This is a genomic window from Alteraurantiacibacter buctensis (assembly GCF_009827655.1).
In the GTDB taxonomy this organism is placed as follows: Bacteria; Pseudomonadota; Alphaproteobacteria; order Sphingomonadales; family Sphingomonadaceae; genus Alteraurantiacibacter; species Alteraurantiacibacter buctensis.
Genome location: NZ_WTYV01000009.1, coordinates 1 through 15,243 on the forward strand (window position 1 = coordinate 1; position 15,243 = coordinate 15,243).

At 65.7% G+C, this 15,243-nt stretch carries 12 protein-coding genes and 2 tRNA genes; 9 read left to right on the forward strand and 5 right to left on the reverse strand.

Annotated elements, in window-relative coordinates; genetic code table 11:
* Positions 1–18 precede the first annotated feature (18 nt).
* From GRI99_RS16890 to GRI99_RS16925, 8 genes are all read left to right on the forward strand, one after another.
* Positions 19–174, forward strand: coding sequence for a hypothetical protein (locus tag GRI99_RS16890; RefSeq protein ID WP_160773249.1), 156 nt, complete (start codon positions 19–21; stop codon positions 172–174).
* A gap of 21 nt (positions 175–195) precedes the next feature.
* Positions 196–459, forward strand: coding sequence for a hypothetical protein (locus tag GRI99_RS16895; RefSeq protein WP_202393164.1), 264 nt, complete (start codon positions 196–198; stop codon positions 457–459).
* Positions 456–1,523, forward strand: a complete 1,068-nt coding sequence (locus tag GRI99_RS16900; RefSeq protein ID WP_237438427.1) for a tyrosine-type recombinase/integrase — start codon at positions 456–458, stop codon at positions 1,521–1,523. The genes GRI99_RS16895 and GRI99_RS16900 overlap by 4 nt, the downstream gene beginning before the upstream one ends.
* 118 nt (positions 1,524–1,641) lie before the next feature.
* Positions 1,642–1,715, forward strand: a tRNA-Cys gene (locus GRI99_RS16905).
* Positions 1,716–1,775: 60 nt separating this feature from the next.
* Positions 1,776–1,851: transfer RNA gene (locus tag GRI99_RS16910), tRNA-Thr, on the forward strand.
* 377 nt (positions 1,852–2,228) lie between these two features.
* The gene (locus tag GRI99_RS16915; protein ID WP_160773251.1) at positions 2,229–3,188 is read left to right on the forward strand and encodes an MBL fold metallo-hydrolase; all 960 of its coding nucleotides are present in this window, start codon (positions 2,229–2,231) and stop codon (positions 3,186–3,188) included.
* Between the two features lie 88 nt (positions 3,189–3,276).
* Positions 3,277–4,233, forward strand: coding sequence for an MBL fold metallo-hydrolase (locus GRI99_RS16920; RefSeq protein ID WP_160773252.1), 957 nt, complete (start codon positions 3,277–3,279; stop codon positions 4,231–4,233).
* An 85-nt stretch (positions 4,234–4,318) separates the two neighbouring features.
* Positions 4,319–4,945 carry a TetR/AcrR family transcriptional regulator gene (locus tag GRI99_RS16925; protein WP_160773253.1) on the forward strand — a complete coding sequence of 209 codons (627 nt, stop codon included), beginning with the start codon at positions 4,319–4,321 and terminating at the stop codon, positions 4,943–4,945.
* A 74-nt stretch (positions 4,946–5,019) separates the two neighbouring features.
* On the opposite strand, the gene GRI99_RS16930 is transcribed toward GRI99_RS16925, so the two are convergent.
* The 5 genes from GRI99_RS16930 to GRI99_RS16950 form a co-directional block, all read right to left on the reverse strand.
* A complete protein-coding gene (locus GRI99_RS16930) occupies positions 5,020–7,008 on the reverse strand; it encodes a putative bifunctional diguanylate cyclase/phosphodiesterase (protein ID WP_237438428.1) in 1,989 nt (662 codons plus the stop codon).
* 171 nt (positions 7,009–7,179) lie between these two features.
* Positions 7,180–8,040: a shikimate dehydrogenase gene (locus GRI99_RS16935; protein WP_160773254.1), complete on the reverse strand. Its 861-nt coding sequence runs from the start codon at positions 8,038–8,040 to the stop codon at positions 7,180–7,182.
* 73 nt (positions 8,041–8,113) lie between these two features.
* A complete protein-coding gene (locus GRI99_RS16940; protein WP_337192947.1) occupies positions 8,114–11,098 on the reverse strand; it encodes a TonB-dependent receptor domain-containing protein in 2,985 nt (994 codons plus the stop codon).
* Positions 11,099–11,196: 98 nt separating this feature from the next.
* Positions 11,197–12,435 carry an MFS transporter gene (locus tag GRI99_RS16945; protein ID WP_237438429.1) on the reverse strand — a complete coding sequence of 413 codons (1,239 nt, stop codon included), beginning with the start codon at positions 12,433–12,435 and terminating at the stop codon, positions 11,197–11,199.
* A gap of 68 nt (positions 12,436–12,503) precedes the next feature.
* Positions 12,504–13,148, reverse strand: a complete 645-nt coding sequence (locus GRI99_RS16950) for a TetR/AcrR family transcriptional regulator (RefSeq protein WP_237438430.1) — start codon at positions 13,146–13,148, stop codon at positions 12,504–12,506.
* Between the two features lie 230 nt (positions 13,149–13,378).
* On the opposite strand from GRI99_RS16950, the gene GRI99_RS16955 reads away from it, so the two are divergent.
* A complete protein-coding gene (locus tag GRI99_RS16955) occupies positions 13,379–15,241 on the forward strand; it encodes a bifunctional sugar phosphate isomerase/epimerase/4-hydroxyphenylpyruvate dioxygenase family protein (protein WP_160773257.1) in 1,863 nt (620 codons plus the stop codon).
* Positions 15,242–15,243 lie beyond the last annotated feature (2 nt).

Here is a 15,243-nt window from a genome sequence, read left to right on the forward strand (position 1 = left end):
ACAAAGGGACCAGCAATCATGAACGCCATCCGCACCCTGATCGAACGGGGGCGGCAGGAAGTCGCCCTCTTCCGCCAAAGCCGCGAGGACGCCCTCTGGTTCGTCGCCATCGCCTTCGGCCCCGCCATCGCGCTGGCCGTGATCTTCGCCCTCTTCAACGAAGGAACGATGTAGGCTTTCGCCGGCAGGACACCGATGGGTACGCTTCGCGAAAAACTGCCTGATTGGCCCCGTCTGATGAGTTCGGAACTTGCTGCGGCGTATCTGTCGATCGGCACCACCACGCTGCGCACGAAGGGGCCGCAGCCTAGAAGCTTGGGTACACGAGTGCTTTACGATCGTCGCGACCTCGATCGCTGGGCCGACGCGCTTTCAGGTCAGGACCTTGACGCGGCCGAGCGCACGGCAGAGGGTGATGACATCGCCGCACGCGTTGCCCAGCGCCTCGCCGCTAGTTGACCCGCAAGGAAGCCAGCATGCCGCCTTCTGCCCTCCCCTATACCTATTGCAACGCCAAGCGGCTAAAGAACGGCGTCCGCCAGTACTGGCGGTTTCGTCGCGATGGCACCGACTGCCCTTTGCCAGGCAATCCGGCCACCGACACAGCGGCCATGCGCAAGTATGCCGAACTGATCGATAGGGCAAATGCAGTGGCGGAGACGGCTGCCGGGCCGGGGCGCCACTCCTTCGAGTGGCTCGCCAACCAATACCGCGCCAGCGCCGAATTCAACCAGCTCGCCCCCGCTACCCAGCTGGATTACGGGAAGGTGCTTGATCGACTTCTCCTGCCGGCGCTAGGCCCGGAGCGGTTCGATTGCATCAACCGCGCCGCGATCAAGCTGGTGCGCGATTCCGTGCTCGCCAGCGGCAAATCCGCACGCACTGCCAACAAAGTGAAACAGGTGGCCAGTCTGCTCTACAGCTGGGCCGATGATGAGGAGCTGCTGCCTGCGGGCTTCGCTAATCCGGGCCGCGCGCTCAAGAAACTGAAGGGCAAGGCCACGCCGATCGAGATCTGGTCGGCCGAGGAGATCGCGCTGTTCCTGTCCCGCTGTGACGCGCCGATGAAAACCGCCGTGCTGCTGGCGCTCCACACCGGCCAGCGCGCCAGCGACGTCGTCGCCATGCAGTGGAGCGATTGCCTCGGTAACATGATCAGGGTGCGGCAGAACAAGACTGATGAACCGCTTGTGATCCCCTGCCACCCGGTGCTGGCCGCGCACCTCAAACAGATCCGCACCCGCTTCGCCGGGCCCATCTTGCGCATGGCCGATGGCAAGCCCACCAACGCCAACGCACTCGCCAGCGCTATCTACCGCGCTATCGGCAAGATCGATGGGATGCCTCGCCGCTCGATGCACGGCTTGCGATATGCGGCCGCCGGCAACCTCGCCCAAGCGGGATGCACGGTCAGCCAGGTCAGCGCGATCATCGGCCACCGCACCTATCAGATGGCCATGAAGTACGCCGCCCAGCGCGCCGACGCCGAAGCCGCGATTGCCCGCCTCGGATCGCAGGCTTGACCCCGTCCGGAATCGCGCTAGACGCACCCCCTCGCAGGGTGTCCGAAAGGGCAAATTGCGGAAAATGAGGACAAGCACTGCGGAAAACCACCCGTGGAACGCCCTAACTCATTGAAAAGGCCCGATGGCGGAGTGGTTACGCAGAGGACTGCAAATCCTTGCACGCCGGTTCGATTCCGGCTCGGGCCTCCACTTCCCTTGCATTGCCCCAGCGTGACGCTGGCAATATGCGAGGGGTGGATCACATGGTGAGCCGCTTTAGCTCAGTTGGTAGAGCATCGCATTCGTAATGCGGGGGTCACAGGTTCGAGTCCTGTAAGCGGCACCATTTTCCCATTCATCAGCGTCCGCCGATGAATCTGGCCATCGGAAAATATGCAAAAAGGCGTGCACCTTCCGGTCACCCGCGTTCGCTCCTGTTTGGCCGGGGCTCCTGGGGCGGGCGACACCACGGGATCGATAGAGGACTAGCGAGAGTATCAATTTGGAGTGGACCACGGTGCATGTCATCTACATATGTAGAACACTTCGATCACGGGGGGAAAACACCATCGAGAACGAAGTGATCCTACCCGGTGCCGGCAACCAGCCACATCTCACATGGCTCCCTGCGGCCGTCGGGGTGCGGCGGGGTTACGACGTCTGATAAGCGGCGGCAGCACCGCCGCCCCAAGGCATCACGGCGGGACAGGGGGAGGGGAGAAGATGATGGTCGATCGCTTGCGAACTGTTGCGGCCGCACTGGTGCTGCTGGCAGGGGGACCTGCCTGCGCGGGAACTGCCTCTGCGCCGGTGCTGGCGTCGGATACAGCGGTTGCCAGTGACGCGCATGCCGTCACCATGACGCTGCTGGGCACCGGCGGCGGCCCCGGCGGTCGCGTCGACCGCTCGGGCATCGCCACGCTGGTGCAGATAGGCGACCGCAACTACCTGGTCGATGCCGGCGACGGCGTTTCCCGCCAGCTGGCGCACGCCGGAATCGGTGACGTGGAAATTCCCGTCGTCTTCCTGACCCACCTGCATGACGACCACTATGCCGGTCTCACCGCGCTGGCCACCTTTGCCTACACCCTGCGGTCGCGCAACCTCCACCTGGTAGGTCCGGCAGGCACGGACCAGCTGCGCACGGCCTTGGCGGCCATGCTGCAGGTCAGCGCCAATATCCGCATGGTCGAGAACCGGCTGCCGCTGACTCCCGACCAGTTCCTGCATGCCACGCAATTCACCCAGAACCCGGTTTACCAGGATGACCGGGTGACCGTTACGGCCATCGAGAACCATCACTTCCGCTTCGGGCCGGAGAGCCCTGCGGCGACCAACAAATCCTATTCGCTGCGGTTCGAAACCGGCGGCAGGGTGATCGTGTTTACCGGGGATACCGGCCCCGATCCCCGCGTCGACGAGCTGGCCCGCGGCGCCGATATCATGTTTGCCGAGATGGTCTCTGCCGCCGATCGCCTGGCCGTTCCGCCCCAGGTACTGCGGCACATGGACGAGGAGCATCTCTCGCCAACCGAAGTGGGCCTCCTGGCAACCCGTGCCGGGGTAAGGAAGCTGGTCCTGACGCACATCGGCGATGTGTCCGAGGAGGATATTGCCGAGGTACGCCGTAACTATTCCGGCGAACTGGTGGTCGGCACCGACCTGGCCGAAATCGCGCTCTGACCTGCTCCATCAAAAGGATTCCACCATGCCTTGCTCCACACTTCGTTCGCTGGTCCTTGCGGTCGCGCTGGCCACGCCTCTTGTTCCCGTGAGCAGCGCGCTGGCCCGTTCTGGTGATGCCACTACCGCCACAGAGCGGACAGAAAGTTCCTATGAATGGGTGACCCTGGGCACGATGGGCGGTCCGATGCCGAGTGCCGCCCGCGCCGAGCCCGCCAACCTGCTGGTGCGCAACGGCAGCGCCCACCTGGTCGATGTCGGCGATGGCGCAGCGACGGCCATGACGGTGGCGGGCGCGGACTTTCAGGAACTGCGCAGCATCTGGATCAGCCACATCCACTTCGACCACATCGGCGGCCTCTTCGGCGCGCTGGGCCTGCGCCTGCAGACCCGCGGGACCGGACCGCTGACGATCTATGGCCCCCCGGGCACCCGCGCCATCGTTGACGGCCTGATCGCGGCCATGCAGCCCAGCGCGCGGTCGGGCTTTGGCGTACCGGGCGAGGTGCCGATCGATCCGGGTGCCTCGATCACGGTGGTGGAACTCGACGACGGGGACGTGGTGACGCTCGACGATTTCACCGTGCGCGTTGCCAGCAACACGCACTACAGCTTCCTTCCGGGGTCGGCCAACGAGCGGGACTTCCGTTCGCTGTCGTTCCGGTTCGATCTTCCGCAGAGGTCGATCGTCTACACCGGCGACACCGGGCCCAGCGACAAGGTGACCGCCCTGGCCCAGGGTGCGGACATGCTCGTCACCGAAATGATCGACGTCGAGGCGACCATCGCCAACGTGCGTCGCCGCGCGCCCCAGCTTTCACCCGCAGAAGCGGCCAATATGGAGCGCCACCTGCGCGAACATCACGTGACTACCGCCGATATCGGCATGATGGCGCATGCCGCGGGCGTTGGCGAAGTGGTGGTGACCCACCTGGCCGGGGGCGAGGCGCAGGGCGAACGGGACGCGGCGGCCCGCTATGCCCGCGAAATCGGCAACCACTACTCCGGCCGCGTCAGGGTCGCGAACGACCAGGACCGGTTCTGACAGGACCAGCCTTGCATCGGTCAATTCGGGGGTCGTAAATGGAAATGCGCGGACTGCGGGACGCGTGAACCCGGGAGCTCCTCCGTTGAACCCTGCAACCTCAAACAGTGCACCAGGGCAGGCGTTGCAGCGGGGGGAACGCCGGCCGGCCATTGCCCGCGCGGCGCTGGAAGTTCTCGGCCGGCATGGCAGCCGGGGATTGACGCACCGGGCCATCGATCAGCACCTTGGCCTGCCGATGGGGACGACCTCGGCCTATTTCCGGCGGCGCGAAGACCTGGTGGGGGCGGCCATCCGCGCCTTGTTCAAGGCAGACAGCGACCGTTTCACAGCGATGGTCGGAGATCTGCTGGCAAGCGGTGAAGAAATCACGCTGGAGACGGTCGTCCGGTTCTTCGTCCGCATGATCCGGCACGTGCGTGACAACACGCCCGAGGTCATCCAGCTTGCGCGCTACGAGTGCTTCCTGCTGGCCCGGCGGGACGAGGAGCTGAAGCTGTTGCTCAAGGCCCAGTTCGATGCGCGGGAAAGGCGCGATGCCGAACTGTTCGCCCGGCTGGGAGCGACTGACCCCGTGCGTTCAGCCACCCGCTTCGGCATTACCGTCCGCGGCGCCTTCTTTACACTGGCCTTCTTTCCCGAGCCATCGATGCAGGTCGACGAGCTCGACGAGTCATTCATCAGGAACGCGCTGATTGCTGCCATGGCATAAGCGAATGCCGCAAGCCTGCCTCCAGCGTGACTGTTCGAGGAAAGGCCCCCGGCATCCCATCGACACCTGCCGCGTCAGGCTGCCGCCCTGCCCATCGATACTACCCCGTGTTCCCGGGATGCCGGGGCTGGCCGGGCAGGCATGCTTTGGGAGAAGTCCCCAAAGGAAAGCGGGCGGCCGAACATGTAGCCCTGCAGGTAGTCGCACCCCGGCTTGCGCAGCAGATCGGCCTGTTCAACGCATTCGACTCCTTCCGCGATGACCTCCATGTCGAGCCCCTTGGCCAGCAGGATGGCGCCCGCCACCAGCAGCGAAGCCTTGTTGCCCGGCTGCAATCCGCTCACCAGCGACTTGTCGATCTTGATATGGCTGAAGCCATAGGACTGGAGGTAATGGATCGAGGTGAAGCCGGTCCCGAAATCATCCAGGGCAACCGATATGCCCATCGCCTTGAATTCTCCGATCATCCTGATGGCCCGTTCCGGCTGGGCAAGCAGGTAGCCCTCGGTAATTTCCAGTTGCAGGCGATCGGGGGGAAACCCTGTCTCCTGCAGGATCTCGGCAACCTGGCGTTCGAAGCCGGGATCGCGAAACTGCGCCGGCGACACGTTGACGCTGAGGCGAAGCCCCGGCAACTGCACGAAGTCCTGGCAGGCGCGGCGCAGGACCAGCGCACCCAGCGGATGGATCTGCCCGGTGGCCTCGGCGATTGCGATGAACTGGTCCGGGTCGAGCTGGCCCTCGCGCCGGCGGGGCCAGCGGATCAGGGCTTCTGCAGCCACGATCGAGCCGGTCGCGCCGTCTACCACGGGTTGGTAGAAAACATCGAATTCGTCATTGACCAGGCCCCTGGCAATCTGCTCCTCGATCAGCATCCGGTGCAGCCGGCCTTCGTCGAACGCCTTGTCGTACAGCGCGATCTCGCCTTTGCCGTTGCTCTTGCAATGGTACATGGCGATGTCGGCCCGGCGGAGGAGCTCGTGGGCCTTGAGCTGACCTTCCAGGTTGCTGGCAATGCCGATGCTTGCCCCCACCTGGAGAACATGCCGCTGGAAGACCACCGGCAGGCAGATCTCCTCGGCCAGGTGGCGGGCGATGGACAGGGCCTGGAAAGTGGCATTGGGCACTTCGATCAGGATGGCGAACTCGTCTCCCCCCACGCGGGTCAGCATGGCATGGCCCGGGCAGGCCTTGCGCAAGCGCGCTGCCAGGCAGCTGATCAGCGTATCGCCTGCATGGTGGCCATGCGCGTCGTTGATGTCCTTGAAGCCGTCCAGATCGATGAAGATCACCGCCTGCGTGTCCTGCGCCGGCGGCGGCAATGCGTCCAGCGTATCAAGCCGGCCGAGCAGGTGGCGCCGGTTGGGCAGGCCGCTCAACGCATCGGTCAGCGATACCCGCCGGTTTTCCTCGCTCAGGCGCTCGGTTTCAATCTGGCGCCACCGCAGGTCGCGGCCCGAGCGGATCATCTGTGAGAAATCGAGATTGTAGCGGTGCGTGACCACCATCATGCCCGCCCCGACAAAGCTCAGGACAATTGCCTGTACGATCATCTTGCCGTCATCGATCCACGAGAAATAGAGGACGAACGCTACCGTGCTGGCCAGCGCAACCCGCAAGGCGGCCGCGCGCATGCTCATCAGGCAGAATACCGAGCTGACCTGGGTCAGTGCCAGGAAGAACGTCAGGTGTCCGCGGGCGTAGGCATCGCCCAGGGGGTAGATCCACATGCACCATCCCTCGAACCCCAGCGTCATGATGACTGCCAGGCTGCACGTGCGGCGGATCAGCGCGGAAATCTCGGCATCCGAAATCGCCTCGATATTCTTCTGGCGGTACCACCATATGGCCCGCCTGATGCCCACCGCGCACATCGCCAACGGGGCGATGACGGTGCGGAAGGGATATTCCGGCCGGTAGAACTCGATCATGATCGCGGCAGCATTGCAGACGAGAATGGCGTAGAGCAGTGGCATCTGCCGCGAGAACGAGCGGAACTGCGCGTGCGCCAGCTCGCCGTCGCTCGTGTCGAGCCGGAACAGGGCCATCACCTGGCGTAACATCAGTCGCATCGCTGCCCTCGGGCGATATTGGTATGAACGTTCGCGTTTTCGTCACCACGGGTTAAGCCCGCGTGTCACCAGCCAAGGGGTTTTCCCTAGGCCGCGCTGGTGCAAGTCCTCAGGCATGGAAGTGGGCCGCAGCCGCTGGCGGCGCGGATCGCCGGGAAGGGATCAGGCTCCAGGAAGCGTATCGGCGCCGACGTGACGCGAAAAGCTTGCCCGCATGCGGTGCCGATCGGCCCTCCGCTCCGTGAAAATCTCGAAGGCCCGGGCGGCCTGGCCGATCACCATGCCGCTGCCGTCAAGCGTGCGACAGCCACGCAGCCTGGCGGCGCGCAGCAGTTCGGTCTCCAGCGGGAAATAGACGATGTCGGCGACCCAGTGGCGCGGGGCGATCAGGTCCACGGCAATGGCCGGGGCGGGGTTGGTGGCCATGCCCATCGGGGTGGTGTTGACGATGCCATCGACCACGCTGGTATCCAGCCGGTCCATCCGGCAGGCAACGGCCCTGCCGGGACCGAAATGGCCGGACAGCAAGGCGGCGAGGTTCTCGGCCCGCGCCAGGTCGAGATCGGCAATCATCACCGTGCCCGTGCCCGCGCTGAGCAGGGCATTGGCCACGGCCGCGCCGGCTCCGCCCGCACCTAGTTGCAGCACCCTGTCGAGGGCAGCCCCCGGGAGCCCTTCGGCCAGGCTGGTCTCGAAGCCCGTCTTGTCGGTGTTGTAACCGATCTTGCGGCCATCGCGCATGGCCACGGTATTGACCGCCCCCACCAGTCGCGCGCAGTCGGCCAGCTCGTCCAGCAGCGGGATCACCGCCTGCTTGAAGGGAAAGGTGATGTTGACCCCGGCGTATCCTTCGGCCGCAAGGCGGTCCAGCAGGCGGCCGAGGGCGCTGTCGTCCCACTCGCGGTCGGTAAAATCGAACAGCTCGTAGGCCAGCTCGATCCCTTGCGCCGCCGCCTCCTGCTCGTGCAGCCAGGGCGATCGCGACGCCAGTATCGATCGTCCTATGAGGCCCGTACGCAGCATGTCACCTCTCTAGTGGAACTGGCCTGCGACCGCCAGAATGGGGTACCGGCGGTCGCAGGCGGGTGCCCTTCGATCAGAATTCGAAGGTTGCGCCAAGGAAGAACGAGCGGCCGACGAGGTCGTAGAGCGCAGCATCGGTCGAGTTCTGCGAGCTGGCCACGAATGGCAGGCCGCGATCGAACAGGTTGGTCACCCCGGCGCGCAGTTCCAGACCGTTCTCGAAGGTGTAGTTCGCGAACAGGTCGAACAGGTGGTAGGACGAGACGCCGACCTGGACGTTGTTGGGCGTGAGCACCGAACTGACATCGTCGATCGCCCCCTGGAAGCGCCAGCGCAGGCCCACGTTGAAGTCGTCCGTCCGGTAGCCGAAGGTGCTAAGCGCCTTCCATTCCGGCGTGGCGCGCGGCGGCACGCTGTTGGGTCCGGCCCCGCCGTTGCTGATGCCGGTATAGTCGAGGAACGGCGCCCCGGGCAGCAGTTGCACCTTGAACGAATTGAGCCAGCCGATCGCGCTGTCGACATAGACCCGGCCACTATCGGCCAGGAACGGCGCGGGCACGCTCCAGCGCACCTGCACCTCCACCCCGTCGGTCTTCAGCGCGCCCAGGTTCTGGAACGGCGTGGACACGTTGAGCAGCTGGCCGTTGGCATCGCGGCGCACCAGCTGGCAGAACTCGTTGGTGGTGCTGTAGCTGGGGTTGCTGCCATCCAAGTTGTAGCACTTGGACAGCACCGTCAGGCCGGGGATCGGCGAGATCACGTTCTGGATGCTGATGTTGTAGTAATCGACCGACAGCGAGAAGTCGCCGAACACGCCGTCGCTCGCCGGAGAGTTGAACACCGCGCCCACGTTGAAGGTATTGGCCCGCTCCGGCGTCAGCAGGGCATTGCCCGTGTTCACCTGGCCGGTGGCGGTGGTGGGGAACTGGTAGGACCCGATCCCCGCCTGCGGCACGCCCTGCGCCACGCACAGGTTGGCCACCTGGGTGCCGTTGGCTCCGGTGCGCGCCGTGGAGCGCACGTCGCACGGATCGCCCAGCGCGCCCGGCGGGGTGCCGATCACCAGCTGCGCACCCTGCGGGGGCGAGAACAGCTCGGCAATGTTGGGCGCACGCACGGCGCGCTGGTAGCTGCCACGGATCAGCAGGTCCTCTACCGGCCGCCAGCGGGCGTCGAATTCGTAGCTGTGGACTGAGCCGACCGTGGAATAGTCCGACACGCGGCCCGCCGCGCCGATCGCCAGTTCCTCGGCAAAGGGGCTGTTGGCGATCAGCGGAATGTCGACCTGCGCGGCAAATTCCTTCACCGCAATCGCCGTGCGGCCCAGCGGCAGGGTGTTGACCACGCCTTCGATGTTGGCGCCCGGGGCAAAGCCGCTGTCTGCCGTCAGGTCCTGGTCCGGCGCGAAAGCATAGGTGTTGCGGCGATAGCTGCCCAGCAGCGCGATTTGCGCCGGCCCGGCACCCAGGTCGAAAAGGTTGCCGTTGACCTGCGCCTGGAACTGGGTCTGCGTCAGGTCCTCGATGCTGATCGCATCCTTGGTGATGAAATCGACGCAGGCGGCCGAGAGGCTGCGGGCGTTGCTGTCACCGAAGGGATTGAACCCGCCGCTGCACAGCGACCGGCCGCCGTCCGCCGCATTGAGCAGCCGCTGCACCTGCGACTTGAGCACCGCCTGGTGCATCACCTGGGTATGGCGCGACTGGTCGTAGGCCCCGAACACGTCGTAGGTCCAGCCGTCGGTAATGTCGCCGCGGAAGCCCAGCACGTACTGCTGGACCACGTAGTTCTCGTCCCAGTTCTTGTCCGGCACGCCGACATAGCGGCCGTTCCAGGTGAAGTTGGCCGTGGGATTAGGCCGCGAAGCCAAAACGCGGGCCAGATCGGGCGTGATGAAGGGGTTGGTCACCGGCACGCTGGTCAGCGTGGGGAACTGGGTCAGGCTGCCGCCGCTTTCGGTGTTCACCGTCAGGTCCACATAGAGGAACTGGCCATAGGCGGTGATGCTCGGGGCCAGCTCGTACTCGCCGTTGACGAAGGCAGTCTTGCGCTCCAGCGAGTTGAGGATCTGGATCTGCTGGCCCACCGGCATGCGCACCTGGTTGCCGAACACGCCATAGCCATTGGTGCCGTTGGGGCCCTGATAGTTGACCGCGCCCGGCTGGACCACCGCCCCGCCCGCCGCGATGTTGTTCTGGGTGAACAGCGTGCCGTTATTGTTGAAGCCCAGGTTGCCCACCTGGCTGCCCTGGGTGATCGATCCGGGCAGGTTCAGCGGGGTGCCGTAGCCGGCGAAGACCTGCTGGATCACCGCCAGGCTGGGCGAGTTGGTGGCGCTGGGAATGAAGGTGCCGGTGCCGATGAACGATGATGGCACCTTGTCGAAGAAGAAGTCCCGCTCGCTGCCCTGCAGCGAATCCTGGTGGGTATAGCTGAAGGCGGCCAGCACGCTGCCGCGCCCGTCAGCGAAGGCCGAACCGATCGCCAGCGAGGTGTTGTAGCGCTCGGCATCGCCCATCTCGCTGATGCCGTACTGGCCATCCAGCACCACGCCTTCGAACCCGCGCAGGGTGCGGAAGTTGACCACGCCCGACATCGCGTCCGAACCGTAAACTGCCGAGGCGCCGCCGGTGATCACGTCCACCCCGCCGATGATCGATTCCGGGATGATGTTGATGTCCACGTTGCCCGAGATGTCGGACAGCGGCAGGCGGCGGCCGTCCAGCAGCACCAGGTTGCGGTTGGAGCCGAGGCCCCGCAGGTTGATCGTCGCGCGCCCGCCGGTGCCCTGCCCGCCGGTGGCGGCATTGCCCGAGGTGGTGAAGCTGGGCAGCTGGTTCAGCGCATCGTTGAGGTTGATCGTGCCGGCCTGGTCGAGCGCTTCCGGCCCCACCGTGATGATCGGGCTGACCGAAGTGTTGTTGGGCCGCCGGATCAGCGAGCCGGTGACGACGATCGTGTCATCGTCGTCCGCGCTTGCCGATTCGGCACCAGCCTGCGCCAGGGCAGCCGATGGCAGCAACAGCGCGGTGGCACAGGCGGCCAGCGACGACGACACCAAGAGACGAGAAAAAGACGAAACCATAATGCACCCTCCCCTTGCCGGATCTGCAATCCGATCGATGGAGGCTCATTTATGTTACGAACTAGTTCCTGTCAATTTCCAATCGCCATCTGCTTTCCCTGGCCCAGCCGGTGCGCGAGGGCGGCGCAGATCGCGCACAGGACCAGCGGCACGCAGTAGCTGGCAAACAGCACCGGCAGGGACACCCCGGCCGCCATCAGCTGGCCGCCAAACCACGGGCCGAAGATTGCTCCGGCGCGGCCGATGCCGATGGCCCAGCCCACGCCTGTTGCGCGGATCGAGGCAGGGTACGATCCCGCGGCCAGCGGCCAGACGCCGTTGTACCCGCCCTGCAGCAGCACCCCGATGCCGAAAGCCGTGGCCATGGTCCCGGCCACCGACATGGGAATAGAGGCGAACCACATCATCGCGGCCGCCGCCGCCACCAGCATGACAGGCACCAGCCGCCCCAGCGAAATGCGCACCGCCAGGAAGCTCATGGCCACGGTGCCCACGAAAGCGCCAAGGTTGTACAGCGCGCCGGCGTAGATTCCGTCGGTCTCGGACAGGCCGGCCTCGATCGCCAACTTGGTGATCCAGCTGACGATGAAGTAGAGCACCATCAGGCCGAAGAAGACGGCACCCCACAGGGCCAGCGTGCGGCCACGGAATTCGGTGGCGAAAAGCCGCTTCACCCCGCCGTCCAAGGCCTGTTCGGCAGAGGCCGGGCGGGCATCGGGCAGGAGCCGCCAGGCCAGCGGAAACAGCACCACGGTAATCAGGCCCGCCGCAACCAGCAGCGCGTGCCAGCCGTAGACCGGCAGCAGTTGCGCCACGATCAGCCCGGTGAACACGGCGGCAAAGGGGTATCCGGCCTGGACCATGCCCACGGCCAGGTTGCGGTGGTGGGCCGGGGCACTTTCGGCCGCCAGCGCCGCCATCGCCGCCAGCACCGTGCCGATGCCCGCGCCCACGATCACCCGCAGGACAAAGAACTGGGCCACGGTGGTCACCAGCCCGCTGGCCATCATGCCGACAGACATCAGCGCCAGCGCGGTCAGGATGATGCGCCGCCGGCCATAGCGGTCGGCCAGCGGAGCGATCAGCATGCCGCCGATGGCCATGCCCAGCAGCCCGGCGCTGAACAGGGTGCCCATCACCTCGGCCCCGATGGTCCATTCCTGCTGGATGCGCGGGGCGATGAAGGACAGGATCGTGACGTCGATCCCGTCGGCCATGTTGATCGCAAAGCACAAGGCCACCACCGCCAGCGTGCGCTTCGTCCAGCCTTCATCTGTGCCCGCCGGGGCACCCGTGTCGATTGCAGCCAATTGCCATCCCTCCCGTTATGCCAGGCAATCGCAAACCGGACCGGAGGCAGGGGCGGGAACGCCCGGCGTCAGTCCTGCTTGGTCACCCATGCTATGATGATGTCCGCCACCTGTTTGGCCCGCCGCGCCACCGCTTCGGGGCTGGTCATGTCGACCCCGAAATTCTGTGCGAAGGTGAACTGGTTGGAGACGTTGTAGAAACTGAGCGCGGTCATGTTGAGGTGCAGCTCCACCGGGTCGATGCCCGGGCGGAAACTGCCCTCCGCCTCGCCCCGCGCGATGATGCGCGCCAGGATGGCGATGACCTGGCGGTTGCCCGAAGGCAGGTCTTCGATCTGCTTGAGATGCTCGGCCCGGTGGATGTTCTCGTTCATCACCAGGCGGACCAGTTCGGAATGTTCCGAGTGGTAGTGCACGTCATGCTCGATCAGGCGGCGCAGGGCCTCCACCGCGGTGCCGGATTCGATATCGACCTGGGCCTCGCTGGCGCGCACGCGCTGGTAGGCCCGCTTGAGGACCGCGCGGTACAGCTCCTCCTTGCCTTCGAAGTAGTAGTAGATCTTGCGCTTAGTGGCCTTGCCCGCGATCTCGTCGATCCTCGCGCCGGCCAGGCCCTTTTCGACGAATTCGGCCGTGGCGATGTCGATGATCTGGTTGATGGCCTTTTCGCGCGCTTCTGCGCGCGACTGGCGCTGGCCCTTCTGGTCGCTCAAGCGGGAACCCCTTCTGCTGCCGGCCGGCACGGACGATCCGCTGCCCCCGCCCTGCCAGATAGCCTGTTCGCGCCGCTGCGTCTTCACGGCCATGACCAGTTACCAACTCCGAATTATGTAACGAACTAGTCCCTCACATTTTCTCTGTTGTCAACCACGCTTTGGTGTTAGCCTGCGGGCAAGAGGGCACGCCTGCGGCCCCGCAGGAATGGGCTTGAAGAGGATCGGGGATGAAGACGTCGATCGCCACGGTTTCGATCAGCGGCACGCTGGAGGCCAAGCTGCAGGCCATCGCGGCCGCCGGGTTCCAGGGCGCGGAAGTGTTCGAGAACGACCTGCTCTCATCCCCCCTCACCGCGCGCGAGATCGGCGCGCTGATGCGCGAACTGGGGCTGGCCTGCACCCTGTTCCAGCCCTTCCGCGACCTGGAGGGCATGCCTGACGATTTGCGCCAGCGCACTTTCGACCGCCTTGAACGCAAGTTCGACCTGATGGGGGAACTTGGCGCGCGCGACGTGCTGGTCTGCTCCAATTGCCAGCCGCACGCGCTGGCGGATCGCGGGCGGCTGCTGGCGGACCTGGCCGAAGCGGCCGAGCGGGCTGGACGGCGGGACTTGCGCGTGGGCTATGAAGCCCTGGCCTGGGGTCGCCACGTGTTCGACCATCGCGAGGCCTGGGGCCTGGTGCGCGATGTCGACCACCCCGCCCTTGGCCTGATCCTCGACAGCTTCCATTCGCTGGCCCGCGCCGTGCCGTCCAGCAGCATCGGCGATATCCGGCCTGAAAAGCTGTTCATGGTGCAGGTGGCCGATGCACCCCGGCTGGACATGGATTACCTCAGCTGGAGCCGCCATTTCCGCTGCATGCCCGGCCAGGGCGACCTGCCGCTGGATGACTGGGCCGATGCCATCCGCCGGATCGGCTATGACGGGTTCTGGAGCCTGGAGATCTTCAACGACCGCTTCCGCGCCGGTTCGGCCAGCGGCGTGGCTACCGATGGCTACCGCTCGCTGCGCCTGCTGGAGGGCGGCATCAACCGGCCCGCGCAGCCCGTGCCCGCGCTGCCGACCCGCAGCGAGCCGCTGGGCGTGGAATTCATCGAGTTTGCCGCCAGCCATGCCGAGGCCGAAGATCTGGCGGCCATGCTGCGGCCGCTGGGCTTCGTGCCCACCGCGCGCCACCGCAGCAAGGACGTCACCCGCTGGCAGCAGGGGCAGGCCAACATCGTCATCAACTGCGAGCAGGAGGGCCTGGCCCACAGTTTCGACATGGTCCACGGTGCCTCGGTCTGCGCCATCGGCATTGCCGTGGCCGATCCGCAGGCCGCGCTAGCCCGCGCCGATGCCATGCGCATCGAACGCTTCGAACAGGCCATCGCGCCCGACGAATGGGCCGTGCCATCGGTGCGCGGGGTGGGCGGCAGCCTGCTCTACCTGGTGGAAGCGGCCACGACGCAGGCCATGTGGGCGCACGAGTTTCCACATCCGCTGGAGCCGGCACCCGCAGCAGGACCGGCACTCAGCCTCGACCACATCGCCCAGACCATGCAGTACGAAGAATTCCTTAGCTGGCTGCTTTTCTACATCAGCCTGTTCGCCATGCGCAAAACGCCGCAGGTGGAGATCGCCGATCCGATGGGGCTGGTGCAGAGCCAGGCGGTGGAATCGGCCAACGGGGCTGTGCGCTTCACGCTCAACGGGTCGCTGGCGCACCAATCGCTGTCGGCCCGCTTCGTGCAGAACTATTTCGGTGCCGGAGTGCAGCACATCGCCTTTGCCTGCGACGACATCTTCGCCGCGGCCGACCGGGCGATTGCCGGCGGGGTGGAGCGGCTGGCAATCCCCGCCAACTACTACGAGGACCTGGAGGCCCGCTGGGGCCTGGCCCCCGACCTGGTGCAACGAATGGCCGCGCGCGACATCCTGTATGACCGCGACGGCGATGCCGAATACTTCCAGTTCTACACCCGCGCCTTTGCCCGCCGGGTGTTCTTCGAACTGGTCGAGCGGCGCGATTATGGCGGATACGGCGCGGCCAATGCCCCGATCCGCCTTGCCGCCCAGGCGCGCCACAAACCGCAATTCATCGACTGACA

Bases quoted from the DNA above. Each gene is read 5' to 3' on its own strand.
- GRI99_RS16895 (WP_202393164.1), top strand. From the start codon at position 196: ATGGGTACGCTTCGCGAAAAACTGCCTGATTGGCCCCGTCTGATGAGT.
- GRI99_RS16935 (WP_160773254.1), bottom strand. From the start codon at position 8,040: ATGCTGCGTACGGGCCTCATAGGACGATCGATACTGGCGTCGCGATCG.
- GRI99_RS16930 (WP_237438428.1), bottom strand. From the start codon at position 7,008: ATGTTACGCCAGGTGATGGCCCTGTTCCGGCTCGACACGAGCGACGGC.
- GRI99_RS16890 (WP_160773249.1), top strand. From the start codon at position 19: ATGAACGCCATCCGCACCCTGATCGAACGGGGGCGGCAGGAAGTCGCC.
- GRI99_RS16955 (WP_160773257.1), top strand. From the start codon at position 13,379: ATGAAGACGTCGATCGCCACGGTTTCGATCAGCGGCACGCTGGAGGCC.
- GRI99_RS16915 (WP_160773251.1), top strand. From the start codon at position 2,229: ATGATGGTCGATCGCTTGCGAACTGTTGCGGCCGCACTGGTGCTGCTG.